This is a genomic window from Leifsonia sp. Leaf264, from assembly GCF_001422325.1.
In the GTDB taxonomy this organism is placed as follows: domain Bacteria; phylum Actinomycetota; class Actinomycetes; order Actinomycetales; family Microbacteriaceae; genus Orlajensenia.
Map to the genome: position 1 here is coordinate 543,547 of NZ_LMMR01000007.1, position 17,152 is coordinate 560,698.

Annotated in this window: 22 protein-coding genes; 10 read left to right on the forward strand and 12 right to left on the reverse strand. The window is 70.2% G+C overall.

Annotation, left to right across the window (positions count from 1 at the left end; translation table 11 throughout):
- Positions 1–30: 30 nt before the first annotated feature.
- Positions 31–246, forward strand: a complete 216-nt coding sequence (locus ASF30_RS18260) for a hypothetical protein (protein WP_055910001.1) — start codon at positions 31–33, stop codon at positions 244–246.
- Positions 247–272: 26 nt separating this feature from the next.
- On the opposite strand, the gene ASF30_RS18265 is transcribed toward ASF30_RS18260, so the two are convergent.
- The 8 genes from ASF30_RS18265 to ASF30_RS18300 all read right to left on the reverse strand — a co-directional run bounded on the left by ASF30_RS18265 (position 273) and on the right by ASF30_RS18300 (position 6,487).
- Positions 273–569, reverse strand: coding sequence for a DUF4287 domain-containing protein (locus tag ASF30_RS18265; protein ID WP_055910003.1), 297 nt, complete (start codon positions 567–569; stop codon positions 273–275).
- Between the two features lie 70 nt (positions 570–639).
- Positions 640–1,038, reverse strand: a complete 399-nt coding sequence (locus ASF30_RS18270) for a cupin domain-containing protein (RefSeq protein ID WP_235480388.1) — start codon at positions 1,036–1,038, stop codon at positions 640–642.
- A 115-nt stretch (positions 1,039–1,153) separates the two neighbouring features.
- Entirely contained in the window at positions 1,154–2,047 is an 894-nt protein-coding gene (locus ASF30_RS18275) for a sulfurtransferase (protein WP_055910005.1), read from the reverse strand.
- Complete coding sequence (locus ASF30_RS18280) at positions 2,044–2,973, reverse strand: ABC transporter substrate-binding protein (protein ID WP_200918478.1); 930 nt, start codon at positions 2,971–2,973, stop codon at positions 2,044–2,046. Before ASF30_RS18280 ends, ASF30_RS18275 begins: the two co-directional genes overlap by 4 nt.
- A complete protein-coding gene (locus tag ASF30_RS18285; protein ID WP_055910007.1) occupies positions 2,970–3,545 on the reverse strand; it encodes an aminobenzoate synthetase in 576 nt (191 codons plus the stop codon). The genes ASF30_RS18280 and ASF30_RS18285 overlap by 4 nt, the downstream gene beginning before the upstream one ends.
- Positions 3,532–4,302 carry an energy-coupling factor transporter transmembrane component T family protein gene (locus ASF30_RS18290; RefSeq protein ID WP_055910010.1) on the reverse strand — a complete coding sequence of 257 codons (771 nt, stop codon included), beginning with the start codon at positions 4,300–4,302 and terminating at the stop codon, positions 3,532–3,534. The genes ASF30_RS18285 and ASF30_RS18290 overlap by 14 nt, the downstream gene beginning before the upstream one ends.
- The gene (locus tag ASF30_RS18295; protein ID WP_055910013.1) at positions 4,299–5,837 is read right to left on the reverse strand and encodes an ABC transporter ATP-binding protein; all 1,539 of its coding nucleotides are present in this window, start codon (positions 5,835–5,837) and stop codon (positions 4,299–4,301) included. The genes ASF30_RS18290 and ASF30_RS18295 overlap by 4 nt, the downstream gene beginning before the upstream one ends.
- 2 nt (positions 5,838–5,839) lie before the next feature.
- Positions 5,840–6,487: an ECF transporter S component gene (locus ASF30_RS18300; RefSeq protein ID WP_055910015.1), complete on the reverse strand. Its 648-nt coding sequence runs from the start codon at positions 6,485–6,487 to the stop codon at positions 5,840–5,842.
- Positions 6,488–6,651: 164 nt separating this feature from the next.
- Between ASF30_RS18300 and ASF30_RS18305 the strand changes: the two genes are divergently transcribed.
- The 4 genes from ASF30_RS18305 (at position 6,652) to ASF30_RS18320 (ending at position 8,763) form a co-directional block, all read left to right on the forward strand.
- The gene (locus tag ASF30_RS18305) at positions 6,652–7,290 is read left to right on the forward strand and encodes a GntR family transcriptional regulator (protein WP_055910017.1); all 639 of its coding nucleotides are present in this window, start codon (positions 6,652–6,654) and stop codon (positions 7,288–7,290) included.
- Between the two features lie 96 nt (positions 7,291–7,386).
- Complete coding sequence (locus ASF30_RS18310; RefSeq protein ID WP_082468107.1) at positions 7,387–8,013, forward strand: NUDIX hydrolase; 627 nt, start codon at positions 7,387–7,389, stop codon at positions 8,011–8,013.
- A gap of 31 nt (positions 8,014–8,044) precedes the next feature.
- Entirely contained in the window at positions 8,045–8,542 is a 498-nt protein-coding gene (locus ASF30_RS18315; protein ID WP_055910023.1) for a DUF2975 domain-containing protein, read from the forward strand.
- The gene (locus tag ASF30_RS18320; RefSeq protein WP_055910026.1) at positions 8,539–8,763 is read left to right on the forward strand and encodes a helix-turn-helix domain-containing protein; all 225 of its coding nucleotides are present in this window, start codon (positions 8,539–8,541) and stop codon (positions 8,761–8,763) included. The genes ASF30_RS18315 and ASF30_RS18320 overlap by 4 nt, the downstream gene beginning before the upstream one ends.
- Positions 8,764–8,773: 10 nt before the next feature.
- Here the strand turns inward: ASF30_RS18320 and ASF30_RS18325 are convergent, their stop codons facing one another.
- Positions 8,774–9,217 carry a MarR family winged helix-turn-helix transcriptional regulator gene (locus tag ASF30_RS18325; protein WP_055910029.1) on the reverse strand — a complete coding sequence of 148 codons (444 nt, stop codon included), beginning with the start codon at positions 9,215–9,217 and terminating at the stop codon, positions 8,774–8,776.
- Between the two features lie 85 nt (positions 9,218–9,302).
- Between ASF30_RS18325 and ASF30_RS18330 the strand changes: the two genes are divergently transcribed.
- The 4 genes from ASF30_RS18330 to ASF30_RS18345 all read left to right on the forward strand — a co-directional run bounded on the left by ASF30_RS18330 (position 9,303) and on the right by ASF30_RS18345 (position 13,363).
- Positions 9,303–10,016, forward strand: a complete 714-nt coding sequence (locus tag ASF30_RS18330; RefSeq protein WP_082468046.1) for an NAD(P)H-dependent oxidoreductase — start codon at positions 9,303–9,305, stop codon at positions 10,014–10,016.
- 92 nt (positions 10,017–10,108) lie between these two features.
- The gene (locus tag ASF30_RS18335; RefSeq protein WP_055910032.1) at positions 10,109–10,528 is read left to right on the forward strand and encodes a YciI family protein; all 420 of its coding nucleotides are present in this window, start codon (positions 10,109–10,111) and stop codon (positions 10,526–10,528) included.
- A gap of 30 nt (positions 10,529–10,558) precedes the next feature.
- Positions 10,559–11,800: an RNA polymerase sigma factor gene (locus tag ASF30_RS18340; protein WP_442914986.1), complete on the forward strand. Its 1,242-nt coding sequence runs from the start codon at positions 10,559–10,561 to the stop codon at positions 11,798–11,800.
- Positions 11,801–11,908: 108 nt separating this feature from the next.
- Positions 11,909–13,363: an MFS transporter gene (locus ASF30_RS18345; RefSeq protein WP_055910037.1), complete on the forward strand. Its 1,455-nt coding sequence runs from the start codon at positions 11,909–11,911 to the stop codon at positions 13,361–13,363.
- 49 nt (positions 13,364–13,412) lie between these two features.
- Here the strand turns inward: ASF30_RS18345 and ASF30_RS18350 are convergent, their stop codons facing one another.
- Together ASF30_RS18350 and ligD are read right to left on the reverse strand one after the other, a co-directional pair.
- Positions 13,413–14,162, reverse strand: a complete 750-nt coding sequence (locus tag ASF30_RS18350) for a M23 family metallopeptidase (RefSeq protein WP_055910039.1) — start codon at positions 14,160–14,162, stop codon at positions 13,413–13,415.
- A 10-nt stretch (positions 14,163–14,172) separates the two neighbouring features.
- Positions 14,173–15,408: a non-homologous end-joining DNA ligase gene (gene ligD / locus ASF30_RS18355; protein WP_055910041.1), complete on the reverse strand. Its 1,236-nt coding sequence runs from the start codon at positions 15,406–15,408 to the stop codon at positions 14,173–14,175.
- A gap of 71 nt (positions 15,409–15,479) precedes the next feature.
- Here ligD and ASF30_RS18360 point away from each other — a divergent pair, with 71 nt between their 5' ends.
- A complete protein-coding gene (locus ASF30_RS18360) occupies positions 15,480–16,511 on the forward strand; it encodes an NADPH:quinone reductase (protein ID WP_055910044.1) in 1,032 nt (343 codons plus the stop codon).
- 13 nt (positions 16,512–16,524) lie between these two features.
- Here the strand turns inward: ASF30_RS18360 and ASF30_RS18365 are convergent, their stop codons facing one another.
- Positions 16,525–17,079 (reverse strand): TetR family transcriptional regulator, encoded by a 555-nt coding sequence (locus tag ASF30_RS18365; protein WP_055910046.1) that lies wholly within the window; start codon positions 17,077–17,079, stop codon positions 16,525–16,527.
- Positions 17,080–17,152: the final 73 nt, after the last annotated feature.

Sequence of the window (17,152 nt, forward strand, 5' to 3'; positions counted from 1 at the left end):
TTAGTACACGAACGAAATGGGGCAGACGCGATGGGCGACAGGTTCTGGCGCTTCTACGAGAAGGCCAACGACGTTGTGCGCACCTTCACCGGTCCGGCGCAGGTGGGCATCGGACGCCCGGAGGGGCCCGACATCCGTCCTGCCGACCCGTCCTGCCCGCTGTGCCGCCAGCCGATGTCGCTGCACCGCATCGAGAGGTCGGCCGACCAGCGCGTTCCGACGCAGTTGTACTGCCCGAGCGCCTGATCGCTTGAGCTCCTGAGCGCCCGAGCTCAGCCGGCGTTGGCCGGATTCGACGCCGCACCGTCGAGCCACAGTGTGTCGCTCGGATCGCTGTGCGCCGTGCCGGTGTTCACGTGCTTCTGGCTGATCTGCGGCCCCTTCGTGATCACGTGGACCAGCGCCATGCCGTGGCCCTTACCGAGCTGGTAGTCCTCGGCGAGCCACGCCAGGATCGGCCCTGCCTTCGTGCTCTCGTCGAAGCCCTTCTCGTGGGCGAGTTCGAGGAACTGCCGTGGGGTGAGCCCGGTCTTGGCCTCGATGTTGTCGAGGTAGGCCTGGAACGTCATCTGGTTCTCCTTCGGCGGATCGTTGCCGTGGTGGGTTGCTGGGTGGTTTGGGGTGTTCGGATGCCCGGACTCAGTCGGCCCAGGTCTGGATGATGGTGTCCGACGCGTGGATGCAGAGTATCCGCAGGCGGCCCGGTCCCGCGTTCGTGAAGCCGTGCCACACGCCGGCGGGCACGGTGGCGGTGTCTTCGGCGTTGGCGATGATGGTCGCGGTGCCGACGGTGATGCGCGCGGTGCCCTCGATCACGAACCAGGTCTCCGTGTACGGATGCCAGTGCAGGCCGGGCCCATCGCCGGGATCGGCGTCGACGAAGAAGTAGGAGATGCCGGCCCCGTGCTCGCGGCCGATGAAGCGGCGCGTGCCCTTCGAGCCGATCAGCAGCGCTGCGGCCGGGATGACCTCCGGGGTGACCGATGCCGCCTCGCTGGGCTGCATCGTGATCTCGGCTGGGCTGGTGGAGACGGGCATGACGGCCTCGATTCTCGGATCGTCGGCAGGAGCGGCCGGATGCCGCTCGGACTGATGCCAGCATGGCACCGACCCCTGTCGCTGGAGTAGTGCCAGCTGCCACTCGGCCAGCGGCCTACTCGACGAGCTCCAGCGTCGTCAGCGGCAGCGACGGGTCGGCGCTCCATTCCTCGAGCGAACCGTCGTAGACCCGCACCGAGCGGATGCCGGCGTGCGCCAGGGCGAGTGCGTTCGCCGTGGCCGAGATGCCGCCGCCGCAGTACAGCAGCAGCTCCGCGTCGAGGTCGGCGCCGGCCGCCAGGTAGCGCTCCCGCACCTCTGCTGGGGCGAGAACGCGCCCGTCGGCGTCGAACAGGCCGCGCGCCGGCACGTTCACGCTCCCGGGGATGTGACCGCGCCGCGAGTACCGCGTGGGCTCCGCGCCGGCGAATGCCGCCGCGCTCAGCCCGCAGACGAGGGTGCCGTCGGCGGAGGCCAGCTCGACCTCGTCGCGTTCCACCCAGGCATCGCGGGTCACCGTGGGCCGCCACCGCGCAGCCGGCGCGGTAGCCGGCGCGGCATCCGAGGCGGCATCCGGCCCGGTGCCGACGGCCACTGGCAGACCCGCTGTCCGCCACGCCCGCAACCCGCCGTCGAGCACGCTCACCTCGACGCCGATCCAGTCGAGCAGGTACCAGAGCCGTGCCGCCCACAGGGTTCCGACGCTGTCGTAGACGACCACCCGGGTCTGCTGGCCGACGCCGAGCTCCGCCAGCCGATCCGCTATGCGCTGCGGCTGCTCGTGGTGGTCGTGGGTGACGTGAGGCGCCGAGAAGTCGGTGTCGATCGCGACGTGATGCGACGAGGGGATGTGCGCCGCCAGCCAGCGCTCGCGCCCGCTCTCGGCGCTGAAGTCGCCGTCGAAGCGGGGCTTGTGCAGCACGAGGGTCGCATCGAGCACGACGGGCGGTCGCTCCGTGGCGAGCTGCTGCGCCAGCGTGCCGGCGTCGACGAACGCGGGTGCGCTCATGCCGCAGACACCTCGAGGTCGGTGAGCGCGCCGTCGGCGAGGGTGCGACGCCAGCCCGCGGCATCCGTGATCAGTCCGTGGGAGGTCATCCACTCGGCATACGGGTCCATGGCGCCGGCACGGATGCCGCCCCACCGACCGTCGTGGAACCAGGTGGGCGCTATGGCCTCCAGCGAGCTTGAGAGCACCTCTCGGCTGAAGTACGGCGTGACTGTGGAGAACAGGTCGGTTGTCGCCTCGGGGTGGGACGCCGCGTGGGCGAAGCCGCGGGCCGTGACGGCGAGGAACGCGTCGACGACGTCCGACGGCAGCGCGGCTGCGGCCCGGCCGCCGCCGAGGAGGTAGCTGTGGTAGCCGATGCCCAGCTCCTCGTCGACGCGCCAGGTGCGCTCGGGAACATCGGGGCGCTCGCTCAGCAGGATGTCCCAGGCCCAGTAGGAGCCGAAGGTGGCATCGGCCTCGCCGTTCAGCAGGTCGTCGGCGGTGAGCTCGCGCACGCCGGCATCCACGAGCTCGACGCGATCGAAGTCGCCGCCGGCCCGCTGCACGAGGTCGCGCACTATGGCCAGGCCGCGCGGCGTCGGGTTGAGGGCGAGGCGCCGGCCCTCGAGATCGGCCAGGCTCCGGATGCCGCTCTGCTCGAGCGTGCGCACGGTCTCGAGGCCGCGCTGATTGACCGCACTGAGGGCGTGCAGCTGCTCGCCGCGTTCGGCACGCACGAGCAACCGGTTGGTCGGGAACACGGCGAGGTCGGCGTGGCCGCGCACGACGTGCTCCAGGCTGTCGCCGATGCCGGGGTCGACGGTGCGGATCTCGAGGTCGATGCCCTGCTCGGCGTACCAGCCGGCCTGGCGCGCGACGTAGAACCCGGCGGAGTTCGGCCACGGGTGGAAGTACTCGAGCACGAGGGTGATGGGGATGGTCATGGGGTCCTTCCGGTCTCCGTGAGCTGGAATCCGTCTGCGGTGGGCACGGCGATGATGTCGGCGAGGGTGCTGGGGTCGTCGGCGAGCAGGAAGAGCTCCTCCTGGGCGGCCCAGCGATCCCAGTGCGGGGCGTAGGTGTCGCCGTCGCGGGCGAGCGCACGCGCCTTGCGGTCGGCATCCGGACTCTCCAGCCAGACGGCGACGTCGGCCAGGGCGCGGTTGGCGGCCGTGAGTGCGCCGACCCCTTCGATGATGAGCGGACGATCAGGGTCGACCGGATGCCGCCCCGCGGCGGATCCGCTGGTCCAGTCCCACTCCTGCCACGAGGCCGCCAGCCCCAGCGCTCGCGGCTCGAGCACGTCCGTGCGCAGGTGCTCACTCGCCCAGGCGAGGCCGTCCCAGCCCGGGTAGATCGAATCGAGGCGCACCAGAACGGCCTGCGGCCAGGCAGCGGCGACTCCGGTCGCGAAGGTGCTCTTGCCCGAGCCCGAGCGCCCGTCGATGAGCACGGTTCGCACTGTGCCGGCGGCGGCCCCCGCGGCGAGGGCGCCCACGAGGTCAGCGAGCTCCAATGAAGTTCCAGCTTCCCGTGGCGACGGCCACGCCGATGGCGATGGCGCTGATGAGGATGCCGACGGTCACGAGGACGGCATCCGGAGCCCCCAGGGTCGACTCGCGCGCCCACGTGCGGGCGGGGTAGGCGCCGAAGCCGCGGGCCTCCATGGCCGTCGCGAGCTTGGCGCCACGGCGCACGGCGAACACGAGCAGCGCGAAGGCCTGTCCGGCCCATCGGCGCAGGCGCCCGTGGTCGGCCACGCCGCGGGCGCGTCGCGCATAGCCGAGGTACTTCCAGTCCTGGCCCAGCAGGCCGATCAGCCTGAACCCGGCGAGGGCGCCGAGCACGAAACGGGCCGGCAGCCTGAGGACCTGGGCGAGCCCGTCGGCGAGCTCGGTGGGGTCGACATCCGTGAACAGCATGATCGACGGCAGCGCTATGGCGAGCACCCGCAGGAAGGTGGCGAGAGCCAACTCGATGGAGCCGTCGCTGACCACCATGAGGAGGAACTGCAGGTGGACGCGGCCGCTGACGGCGCCGTAGAGCAGGATCGTGAGAGCCGTGAAAGCTGCAGCGATCACGACGGGCAGGCTGCGCTTGGCGAACTGACGGAGCGGGATGCCCGTGCCGGCCAACACGATGATCTCGAGGGTGAGCGCCACGAGGCCCGACACCCAGTCCACGCTGAACACCAGGGCGACGGCGATGATGAGGGCCGTGATCAGCCGCGCGACGGGGTTCGCGCGGGTGACGTCGAGCCGGACCGCGGTCATGGGGTCACCTCGGCGAGGCGGGTCGGTGAACCGGCCTCGGGCTCCCAGGCCGGGAGTTCGAGCACGTCGTCGGCGAGCAGTGACACGAAGTCCTCGTCGTGGCTGACCGCCACGACGGCCGTGCCGGCATCGACGATCTCGGCGATGAGCCTCACGAGCTCCTCCCAGGTGCGTCGGTCCTGGCCGAAGGTCGGCTCGTCGAGGATGATCAGCTCGGGCTGCGTGGCGAGCACCGTCGCCACAGACAGGCGTCGCTTCTCTCCACCCGAGAGCGTGTAGGGGTTCGCGTCGGCGAGGTGCTCGAGTCGGAGCCTCGCCAGCAGTTCGTCGGTGATGTCCGTGGTGGTCTGCGGATCGCGCTTGAGCGCGCGTGGCCCGATGGCGAGTTCATCGCGAACTGATGCCGCCAGGAACTGGTGCTCGGGGTCCTGGAAGACGCTGCCGATGCGCGTGAGCAGTTCCTTCGAGCGCCAGCGGATCGGCTCGAGGCGGGGCGGCTCGAGACGGCGCGCGTCGGGAGCGAAGTCGGCGGCCGCCTCGAGGCTGCCGCCACCCGGAGGGAGTAGCCCGCCGAGGGTGAGGGCGAGGGTGGACTTGCCGGCTCCGTTGGGGCCGACGACGGCCGTGGTGCGTCCGCGCCTGATGGCGACGTCGATGGTGGAGGCGGCCCGGGTTCCGGCGCGGCCCACGGAGAGGTCGCTGGCGGCGAGAAGGATGCCGGTATCGGTGCTGCGGGAGCGCTCGAGCTGCGGCATCCGTGCCCCGGGAATCCAGACCCCGGCCTCGAGGAGTCGGGCGCGCTGGCGCTCGATGACCTGAGCGGGGTCGCCGTCGCCGATGACGCCGGAGCGATCCATGACGATGACGCGGTCGACGACGGGCAGCCAGATCTCGGTGCGGTGCTCGATGACGATGAGGGTGGCACCGGTCTGTGCCGCGACGTCGGCGATGGCGTCGCGCACCTCGCGCACGCCGACGGGATCGAGGTTGGCCGTCGGCTCGTCGAGCAGGATGAGGCCGGGATTCATGGCGATGACGCCGGCGAGGGCGAGGCGCTGCTTCTGGCCGCCCGAGAGCTCCGAGGTGTCGTGGCCGAGCGGCGTGGTCAGGCCCACCCGGGCGAGAGCCCTGGAGACGCGCTGCCAGATGTCGGCGCGGGGGACCCTCAGGTTCTCCATGCCGAACGCCACGTCGTCGCCGACCCGCGACAGGATGACCTGCGAGTCGGGGTCCTGCAGGACCATGCCGATGCGGTCGCGCCGCCGGTTCGGGCGGGCACCGTCCACGAGGAGTCGGCCGTGCTCGTCGCCGTCCTCGCTGCCGCCGAGCACACCGGCCAGGCCGTGCAGCAGGGTGGACTTGCCCGCGCCCGACGGCCCGAGCAGCAGCACGCGCTCGCCGGGTTCGATGGCGAGCTCGAGCTCGCTGACCGCCCAGTCGGTGCGGCCGGCGTGACGCCACGACCAGCCATCGGCGCGCACTGCCGCGCCGCGCCGACTGGCGCCGTGGCTCGCGCCGTGTGGAGCATCCGTCATGGTCAGGCCTTGCGCGTGCGTGCCTCGCGACCGGAGGCGAACCGGCTGAGGGCGCCGGTGCGGGCGAGTCCGCGAACCACCAGCCAGGAGAGCAGGCCGGCCACGATGGCACCCGAGAGGATGGCCGCGACGATGTAGATGGTGGAGAACGCCGAGCCGGAGCCGGGGTACCAGAGGATGAGGTCGTTGATGGCCAGGGCGAGGCCGCTCACGGCGCCGGCGAGGATGGCGACGGGCAGGTTCCAGCGGCGGTAGAGGAACAGGGCGAAGACCAGTTCGGCGCCAAGGCCCTGCACGAGGCCGGACTCCAGCGTGAGCGGACCCCACTGGTTGCCGACGAGGGCGGACACGGCCGCGGCGACGAGTTCGCCGAACACGGCGGCGCCCGGCTTGCGGATGACGAGGGCCACCAACACGCCGGCGAACAGCCAGCCACCGCCCACGAGCGCCTGCAGGCCGGGAAGCAGCACCGCGAGAGGCGCGCTGATCGGGTTCGAGACGATGTTCCAGAGCACGAAGACCAGTCCGGCTGCGACGCCGAGCACGCTGGCCACGACGATGTCGATGACACGCCAGCGGTAGGGCGAGGTCGGCTTCTCGGTGTCGGGGGTGAGGGTGTCGTCGGTGGCGACGGCGCTCTGCTGGCTCATGCTGTGCTCCTCGGGAGATGAACGCGTGTTGCGGACTTCGACAACTATGAGGGTTCGGGAGACGCGGTGTGCGAGTCTTGCTGAAGATGTACTTTGCGTATACATCCATGCACGATCCGTACACGTCCGATCCGTGCTCCGCAGCCCCGAGTCGAGGAGAGCCGATGTCGCGAGCGCCCCTGCACGTGCAACTGCGCGAGGACCTGCTGGAGGGGCGGTTCCCGTGGGACGAGCCTCTCGTCGAGGGCAGGCTCACGGAGCTCTACGGGGTCTCGCGCACGCCCATTCGCGAGGCGCTGAATCGCCTCGAGCAGGAGGGGCTGATCGTGCGGTCGCTGCGTGGGTACCGCATCCAGTCCGGCACGCCCGAAGACGTCATCGACATCTACGACGTGCGCATAGCCCTGGAGCGGGCGGCGGCCGAGGCTGCCGCGATCCGCCGGACCGAGCTTCAACTGGCCGAGCTGACCCAGCTCCAGCGCGAGGCCGAGCAGGAGGAGGACCCCGCGGTGGCCCGGCGACTGCACGCGCGCTGGCACGAACTGCTGTGGGCGGCATCCGGCAACACGACTCTGATCACCCTGCTGGAGGGGCTCATCGTGCGGCTGCGCATCTTCGACCAGGACGCCATGCACCGGCAGGACGTGCACGAGAGCATGCTCGAGCACGCGGCCGTGCTCGACGGCATCCGCACGCGGAATGCCGACGCCGCCGGTGAAGCCATCGCGGCGCACCTGCGGCGCACCAAGCGCGAGCGCCTCGAGACCTTCGCCAGGCGGAGGTTGGGGGCCGAGCGAGCCTAGGCTGGGCCTGTGAACCCAGCCATCGACGGCCTGCATTCAGGCCCGCGCGCCGAGCTCGCCGCGCTGTGCGGGCGTCCGCTCGACTGGCACGCCGACATGCAGCGCGCCATGCTCGACTCGGCGACGCTGCGACCGGCTGCGGTACTCGTGCTGTTCGGGGTCCTCGACTCCGAGCCGGCGCGGGCGACGGGTCCGGTGCGCGGCGACCTCGACGTGCTGCTGCTGCGTCGGGCCGCGACCCTCCGCACGCATGCGGGGCAGATCGCGTTCCCGGGTGGCCGACTCGAGGCATCCGATGACGGTCCGATCGCCGGCGCCCTGCGGGAGGCGGCCGAGGAGACCGGACTCGACCCCGACGGCATCGAACCTCTCGGCACGCTGCCCGAGTTCCCGGTGCCGGTGAGTCGCCATCTCGTGACACCGGTGCCGGCGTGGTGGGCCAGACCGTCGGAGGTCGCCGCCGTCGACCACGACGAGTCCGTCGACGTGTTCCGGGTGCCCGTGGCCGAGCTGCTGCAACCGGCGAACCGCGCGATCACGGCGCACCGGGTGGGGGGAACGACGTATCGATCGCCGGCCTTCACCGTCGACGGCCGGCTGATCTGGGGCTTCACGGCCATGGTGCTCTCGCGCATGTTCGACGAGCTCGGCTGGGCCGAGCCCTGGGATGCGGAGCGGATCGTCGTGCCCGAGGATCTGAGCTCAGACCCTCGAATCGATTGACAAACGATAGAAATCGCGCGTTAATCGGTGTATGCGCACTATCGATCGGGTCGTCCTGCCCCTCCGCATCCTTCTGGTCGTCGTCTTCGCGGGCCTGCTCATAGCGCAGACGCTGAGTCTTCCGGGAACCTTCAGGTACCTGGCCGAGCAGAACCCCGAGCTGGGCGCCGTGCCGTGGTTGCTGCTGGCCTTCGCGATCTTCGAGGTGCTGTGCGTGCAGGTCGTGATCGTCTGCACCTGGCGACTGCTCACGCTGGTTCGGGCGGACCGCATCTTCAGTGACGAGTCGTTCGGCTGGGTGGACGGCATCGTCTGGGCACTGCTGCTCGGTTGGGTGGCGCTCGCGGTCGTCAGCGCCGCGATCGTGGCGGTCATCTACGTCACGCCGGAGCTGCGTGATCCCGGAACCCCGATCCTGCTGATCGGGATCGTGCTGATCGGGGGAGTCGTCGTGCTCACGATGGTGGTGATGCGCGCGCTGCTCCGGCAGGCCGCCGTGCTCCGTGCCGACCTGGCGGATGTGATCTGATGATCGTGGTGCGCATCGACGTCGAACTCGCCAAGCGCAAGATGAGCGTGGGGGAGTTCGCAGAGAAGGTCGGGTTGACGCCGGCGAACGTGGCCGTGCTGAAGAACGGGCGGGCGAAGGCTGTGCGCTTCAGCACCCTCGACGCCATGTGCCGAGTGCTCGAGTGCCAGCCCGGGGACCTGCTCGAGTACGTCGACGCCGACGAGCGGGCCGGACTCTAGCGGCGACCGTTCAGTCGAGGGCGCGGTTCATCGCCTCGAGCACCCGGATGGCCGCCTGCACATCGGATGCCGCCGGCGCGGGCAGCGTCGACGAACGGGCCTCCTCGTAGAGGGCGTCGCCGCGCCGCACCAGCGAGGTCCCGGCGGGAGTCAGGCTCAGCACGTTCTCACGTCGGTTCCGCGGACTCGGCTGCACGGTCATGGAGCCCGCAGCCACAGCCTGCTCGATCTGCCGACTCACCGTTCCCTTGGTGAGCCCCAGCCGATCAGCGATGGCCTGCTGGTTGAGCGGCCCCGGATGCGCATCGACGACGCTCAGCACCAGGAACTGCGCCAGGGAAATGTCGAGCTCGCGCCGGAACAGCGCGTCTCCGCTGCGGTCGAGGAGTCCGGCAACGCGCCGGATCAGGTACCAGAGCTGCGCGTGCTCGTCGGGCAGTTCGACGTCGTCCATGCTGGGCATCCTATCAATTCGTTTGACAAGCGACTGTTGAGCATGCAACCGTTGTGGTATCAACTCAAGCAGTGAGGCATCCGTCATGCGAATCATGTTCATCGTCGACCACCCCTACGGCATCGAGTCGGCCGCCGACATCCCCCACCGGCGCAGCTTCACCGCGGCTGTCGCTGCTGCCGCCATCCGCGGGGCGGAACGCGCGGGACACGAGATCGACCTCGTCGACCTCGCCGCCGACGGGTTCGACCCGGTGATGAGCCGTGACGACCTCGTGGCCTGGCGGCTGACGAGCGTGGTCGATCCGCTCGTCGCCGACTACCAGCGCCGGCTCATGCTGGCCGATCACGTGGTGTTCGCGTTCCCGGTCTGGTGGGAGTCGATGCCCGCGTCGACGAAGGGCTTCCTCGACAGAGTGCTCACCAAGGGCATCGTCTTCGAGGAGATCGCCGGCGCGAAGGGCAATCCCTTCCGCAACCTCATGACGCGCCTCGGCGGTGTGACCGTGTTGTCGGTCATGACGACGCCCGACAAGGTCTACCACTGGTGGTTCGGGGACCCGCTGACGAAGGTCGTCTTCAGGGGCACCTTCGGCAAGATCGGCGTGAAGGACCTGAGGTGGGTGAACTTCGCCTCGATCACGGAGAAGACGGATGCCGAACGCGCGGCCCTGCTGCTCCAGACCGAGGAGCGATTCGCGGCCATGGGGTCGGCTCGCCGCTTGAGGCCGCTCGGGTTCTCGTCACTCGGCCGCAGGTGGCGAGCGGGTGTTCTGGGAGCGGCCGCAGGCGGCGGGTGAGGAATTCGCACTCGGATGTCGATTCCCCATCGCGCCGTTCGACCTTGGGGTGAGAGGGTCGAAGAGCGACCTTACGAACAGGGAGAATCACGATGGCCAAGTACATGCTGATCATGCGCTCGACGGACGAGGCGGCAGCGAAGTTCGCCAGCACCGACTTCAACGAACTCCTCGACGCCATGGGGCGTTTCAACGACGAACTCATCCGCGCCGGCGTGCTGCTCGCCGCCGAGGGACTGGAGGACCCGAGTTCCGGCGTGGTCGTGGACTTCACCGGAGAGAACCCCGTCGTGAGCGACGGCCCCTACGGCGAGACGAAGGAACTGTTCAACGGTTTCTACATCCTCGACGTCGCCTCGCAGCAAGAGGCTGTGGAGTGGGCCAAGCGGATGCCCTACATGGAGGGCAGCAAGGCCGAGATCCGACGGGTGCCGTCGATCGACGAGTTCCCGCAGGACAACGAGTGGGTTCAGAAGGAGCGCGCCTGGCGTGAGCAGACCGGGCAGCTCTGATCGCCCGGTGAGAGTCGCGGCCATCGCATGGTGAGCACGACCGAGGCGAGGCGCGCCGTCGAGGCCGTGTGGCGCATGGAGTCCGCACGCATCGTCGGCGCCCTCGCCCGGTACACCGGCGACTTCGCGCTCGCCGAGGACCTCGCCCAGGAGGCGCTCGCCGAGGCTCTGGTGTCCTGGTCCGTCGACGGCATCCCGAACCGGCCGACAGCATGGCTGCTCACGGTGGGCCGGCGCCGGGCGATCGATGCGTTCCGTCGCCGGTCGGCACGCGACGAGCGCTACGCCGTGCTCGCCCGCGACCTCGAGGAGGCGACGCCCGGGGCCGACGTGCTGTTCGACCCCGACGCCGTCGACGACGACGTGCTCGCGCTGATGTTCATCGCCTGCCACCCCGTGCTGTCGAAGGAGTCGCGGCTCGCGCTCACCCTCCGGGTCGTCGGGGGTCTCACCACCGATGAGATCGCCAAGGCGCTGCTGGTGCCGGTGCCCACCGTGCAGGCGCGCATCACCCGCGCCAAGAAGACCCTGGCCGCCGAGCGGATCCCGTTCGCGGTGCCGGATGCCGCCGAGAGGCCGGAGCGCCTCGGCTCGGTGCTGCAGGTGCTCTACCTGGTCTTCACGGAGGGGTCCTACGCCTCGGGCGGTGACGCGTGGATGCGCTCCGAGCTCGCGAGCGAGGCGCTCCGGCTCGCTCGGGTGCTGGTGCACCTGCAGCCCGACCCCGAGGTCTTCGGCCTGCTCGCGCTGATGGAACTGACCGCAGCGCGCTTTCCGGCCAGGCTCGATGCATCCGGTGATCCCGTGCTCCTCGAGGACCAGGACCGCGGCCTCTGGGACCGGGCCGCGATCCGGCGGGGACGAGCGGCGCTGGCTCGAGCGGCGAGTCCGGGCGGCGGGTTGCGCGCCTACGGGCTCCAGGCATCGATCGCGGAGTGCCATGCCGTTGCTGCATCCGTCGGCGAGACGGACTGGCAGCGCATCGTCATCCTGTACGAGGCTCTCGGCCGGCTGACGCCGTCGCCGATCATCGAACTCAACCGGGCCGTGGCCGTCGCGATGGCATCAGGACCCGCGGAGGGGCTGGCGGTGATCGATGCCATCGTTGAGCGCGGCGAACTCGCCGATTCGCACCAGCTTCCCGCTGTGCGCGGGGAGCTGCTGCTGCGGCTGGGGCGTCGGGACGAGGCGCGGGCTGCTCTCACCGAGGCGCTCGAGCTGTGCACGAATGCCGCCGAGCGGGCCGTGCTGGAACTGAAGCTGATAAACTGACTGCTCGTCCGGCATCTTCGTCGGAGTGGTCGCGTCACCGATTCAGGGGCGTGATCCGGGCTGGAAACCCCGTGATCACGCAGTGCAATCGGAAAGCTGGCCACGCCTATGTCTTCGTCCACCTCTCGTCGCTGGTGGGTGCTCGTCACCCTCGCGCTCACGCAGCTCATCGTCGTGCTCGACGGCACCATCGTGAACATGGCGCTGCCGCAGGCGCAGCAGGAGCTCGGGCTGACCGACTCCGAACGCCAGTGGGTCGTCACCGGTTACGCTCTCGCCTTCGGTACGCTGCTGCTGCTCGGTGGCCGCATCGCCGACTACTGGGGCCGCAAGCGCACCTACCTCGTCGGCATGGTCGGTTTCGGCATCGCCTCCGTCATCGGCGGCATCGCCCAGAACGGCACGGAGCTCATCCTGGCCCGAGGCCTGCAGGGCGTGTTCGCCGCCCTCATGGCTCCGGCGGCGCTGGCGCTGCTCACAGTGACCTTCCCGACCGGCCGCGACCGCAACAGGGCGTTCGCCGTCTTCGGTGCCGTCGCCGGTGCCGGTGCCGGCATCGGGATGCTGCTCGGCGGCCTGCTGACCGAGGTCGCCGACTGGCGCTGGTGCCTGCTCGTGAACGTGCCGGTGGTCATCGTCGCCTTCATCGCCGGCGCCATCCTCGTGACCGAGAGCCGCGCCGAAGGCGAGAACCGCTACGACATCCCCGGTGTCATCACGGTGACCCTCGGCCTCGGCTCGCTCGTCTACGGCTTCACCCTCGCCGAGGAGAGCTGGACGTCGGTCGGCACGGTCGGCTTCATCGCGGCCGGCGTCGTGCTGCTCGTGGCCTTCGTCTGGATCGAGTCGCGCGTCGGTCAGCCCCTGCTGCCGCTGCGCATAGTGCTCGACAAGGTGCGGGGTGGCGCCTTCCTGCTGCAGGCCATCGCGGGCAGCGTGATGATCGGTGCGATGGTGTTCCTCACCTTCCACCTGCAGATCGTGCTCGGCCTCTCACCGCTCGTGGCCGGTTTCGCCACGCTCCCGCTTCCTGTCGTCATCTCGCTGTGCGCGCCGCTCGCGACCAAGGTGCTCTCGACCTGGGGCCCGCGCCCGCTGATGATCGGCGGCACGCTGGTCGCTGCTGCCGGACTCGGCTACCTGAGCCTCATCACCGTCGACGGCAGCTACGCCGTGCAGGTGCTGCCCGCGCTCGTGCTGCTCGGCATCGGCATGGCGATGCTGTTCATCCCGATGCAGAATCTGGCTCTCGCCGGTGTCGCCCCGCACGATGCCGGGGCCGCGAGCGCCACGGCGAACGCCGCGATGCAGATCGGCGGATCGATCGGCCTCTCGATCTTCGCGACCGCCTACGCCGCCGCCGTGCGCGACGCGTCGGTGCCCGGCTCGATGGACGCCCTCGTCGACGGGTACTCGGTCGCGTTCCTGTGCTCGGCGATCGCCATGCTCGTGGGCACGGTGATCGCGATCGCGCTCATCCGTCGGCCGAAGGAGCCGGCGGTGACGGATGCTGCCGAGGTCAGCGACGAGGCCCCGACGGGCTCGGTGCCGGTCACGGCCTGAGCCCGCCAGCGGGGATTCAGGGAGCGAGCGGCCCCCGGCCAGCGGGGTTTCAGCGATCGGGGACTGAACGGATGCGGTCCCTGCTGCTCGGGACCGCATCCGTCACCCGCTGCCAGCTCTCCCCGTGCTGCACCTCGTAGGCGCTGAAGGCGCAGGGGATGCCGTGCGCCTGGAGCAGGTCGGCCGAGTCCATCAGCTGGAAGTGCAGGTGCGGCGAGGTGGAGTTGCCCGTGTGGCCGACTCGGCCGAGCAGCTCTCCGGTGCGCACGCGCTGGCCGGCGGAGACGCTCACGCTGCCCGGTTGCAGGTGGGCGAACCCGGCGAAGACGTCGCGGGCGGCATCCGTCGATCCTGCCCCGCGTGGACTCGCATCGAGCTTCAGCAGCACGTGGTTTCCCATGATGGCGCCGAGCCTGGCTGGGGTGAACGTGAGGCCGTTCCACGTCATGCGCGTGAACTCGCGCACGGGGTGGATCCACTCGCGCTCGGCCATGCCGTCCACCGCTCGCACGACGACGCCGTCGCAGGGTGCGTGTACCGGCGCTCCCCACGCGTAGCAGTCGCGCGCCCGCACTCCGACGAGGTTGCCGCGCAGGCCGCCCGCCGGGCTGACGTGCCCGCCCGGCCGCCCGTCGACCTGGAGGAAGTCATAGGCGTAGGTCTGCCCGAGCACATCGACGCCGTGGCTCGGCACGCGGGTGGCCGGCGTCGTGACCGCGAGCCACCCCTCGCCGCGCAGCGGGAAGTCCACGACGACGGGGTCGTCGAGGGAGTACTGCGCGTGACCGGCGGCACCCATGGGCTCGACGTCAGCCGCGCCCCGCCCACGGGTCGTAGTCGACCTCGAGTGCTGCCTGCTCCGGGCGCATCGCCTCGGGAACGTGCTGGAGGTTCACGCGGATGCGGTACCAGAGCGAGCTCGATCCGCGCATGCCGTCGACGAGCTCATCGGCGGGCTCGAGATGGGAGACGACCTCCGGATGCCGCGACTTCCACGCCTCGAGACCGGCGAGAGCCTCCTCCCTGGTCTTCGCCCGGGCGATCTCGATCAGCGGCATCGATGACTGTCGACGGCCAGAGCCGTCGGGCCCGGGTTTCGCGGATGCCGGAGCCTTCTCGGCCGGACCGAGCTTCTCGGCCAGTGCCAGCAGGCCGTCGAGGCTGCCCGCAGCGTCGTCGATGCCGGCCGCGACGTCACCGCGCTCGGCGAACCGCGTGAGCATGGTCGAGACCGTGAACTCCTCGGGCCGTCGATCACGCACCTCGTCCCAGGTGAGCGGGGTCGAGACGCGAGCGTCGGGCAGGGCGCGGATCGAGTACGCCGACGCGACGGTGCGGTCCTTCGCGTTCTGGTTGAAGTCGACGAACACACTCGCTCCCCGCTCCTCCTTCCACCAGTGGGCACTGGCCAGTCCCGGAGCCCGGTTCTCCACCTCGCGGGCGAGGGTCTCGGCGGCGAGACGCACCTCGCGGTAGGTCCAGCTCGGCTCGATCCGCACATTGATGTGCAGGCCGCGCGATCCGCTGGTCTTCGGCCAGCCGACCAGTCCGCAGTCCGCCAGCACGTCGCGGGCGACGAAGGCGACGTCGACGATCTGCGCCCAGTCGACTCCGGGCATCGGGTCGAGGTCGATGCGCAGTTCGTCGGGGTGATCGAGATCCCACGCGCGCACCGGATGCGGGTTCAGATCGATGCAGCCCAGGTTGATCACCCACGCCAGGGAGGCTGCATCCGTCACCACGACCTCCTCGGCTGACGTGCCGGAGGCGTAGTGCAGGGTGGCGGTATCGATCCAGGGCGGCCTCGACTCGGGGGCCCGCTTCTGGAAGAACGCCTCCTTGTCGATGCCCTTCACGAAGCGCTTGAGCACCATGGGACGGTCGGCCGCCCCGCGCAGCGCACCGTCGGCGACGGCGAGGTAGTACTGCACGAGGTCGAGCTTGGTGAGCCCCGGATCGGGGAAGACGACCTTGTCGGGATGGCTGACGCGCACCTCCCGACCCTCGATGTCGAGGGTGGTCGCGTCGTCCTTGGCCGCGCTCATGCTGGCGATGCTACGCGCGCGTTCCGACCGGCGCGAGGAATCTCCGCGATGGTGAGCCGGTTGCAACCGTCATGAGAGCAATCGCATACACCTCGACAGGCGACTCGTCAGTGCTCGGGGCGACAGAGCGCGAGATCACCGAGCCGGGGCCGGGGGAGATCAGGGTGCGCGTCGTGGTCTCGGGCGTGAACCCCACCGACTGGAAGTCACGTCGCGGTTCCAATGCGGCGCCGAGCGGCGTCGAGAGCGTTCCGAACCAGGACGGAGCCGGCATCGTCGACGCGGTCGGCCCCGACGTCACGCAGTTCGCGGTCGGTGATCGCGTGTGGCTGGCGATCTCGGCATGGCAGCGGCCGGCATCCGGAACCGCACAGGACTACACGATCACCCTGGCATCCCGGGCATTCCCGCTGCCGGATGGCGTGAGCTTCGACGAGGGCGCGAACTTCGGCGTCCCGGCGGTGACGGCCCATCGCGCGCTGACGGTGGCCGAGGACGGGCCCGCGCAGCTCGCACCCGGCGCTCTGGACGGACGCATCGTGCTCGTCGCCGGGGGAGCCGGAGCAGTCGGGCACGCGGCCATCCAGCTCGCGCGCTGGGCGGGGGCGACCGTGATCACGACTGTGAGCGGAGCGGACAAGGCGGCGCTCGCCGCGGCCGCCGGAGCGCAGCACGTCGTGAACTATCGCGACCCCGATGCCGAGCAGCAGATTCGCGCGCTGGCTCCAGACGGGGTCGACCTTGTGGTGGAGGTTGCCGCCGGAGCCAACGCCGCGCTCGATCAGGCCGTGACCCACCCGCGGTCCACCATCGCCAGCTATGGGAACGACGGCGGCGTGCCTCTGACGATCGATTTCGGTCGGGCGATCTCACTCAACCTGCGCTACCAGTTCGTGTTGATCTACACGATGGGCACCGCGGCCTGGACCGCAGCGGGTGCGGCCGTGACAGCAGCTGCGGCTGATGGGGCTCTGGGCCTCGGCGACGAGACAGGGCTGCCGGTGCACCGCTATCCGCTCGAGCAGACGGCCGCCGCCCACGACGCCGTTGAGGGCGGCGTGGTCGGGAAGGTGCTGATCGAGGTGGCGCCGGAGCTCGCCTGACGGTGGCTCCGGGCTAGGCCGTGAGTGTTCGCAACTCGGCGAGCACGGCGTCGGTGCAGTCGGTGAAGTCGGGGGCCGCGGCATCGGCCACCCAACGTTCGAAGGCGAGCTTGAAGACTGTCATGGCGGCCTCGGCGGCGACGGCGGCCGGGGCAGCCGCCACGCCCCGAGCGCGCAGCGCCTCGGCGACGGCAGCGGTGAGGGTCGCGAGCTTCAGCAGCTCGCGCTCCTGGAGGCTGGGATTGCCGGCGATGGCAGCCGCACGCTTCACGGAGAAGTCCCGGATGAAGTTGGATCCGCCGGCCGCGAGGGCGCCGCACGCGACGTCGAGCGGTGACAGCTCGGCGGATGCCGCCGCGATGGACTCGACGACGGCCGTCTGCAGGTCGTTCGTGCCGGCGAACAGCACCTCGCGCTTGTCGGCGAAGTGGCGATAGAACGTGCGCTCGGTGACGCCGGCACGGTCGGCGATGTCGGCCACGGTCGTCTGCTCGAAGCCGCGCTCGGCGAACAGCTCGAGGGCGGCCCCCTGCATGCGCCCGCGGGCATCCGCGATCCAACGTCCCATGTGGAACAGTCTAGTGATGACAGATACTGACATCAGGTGTATCGTCAGTCATGACAGGAACTGACATCACTTG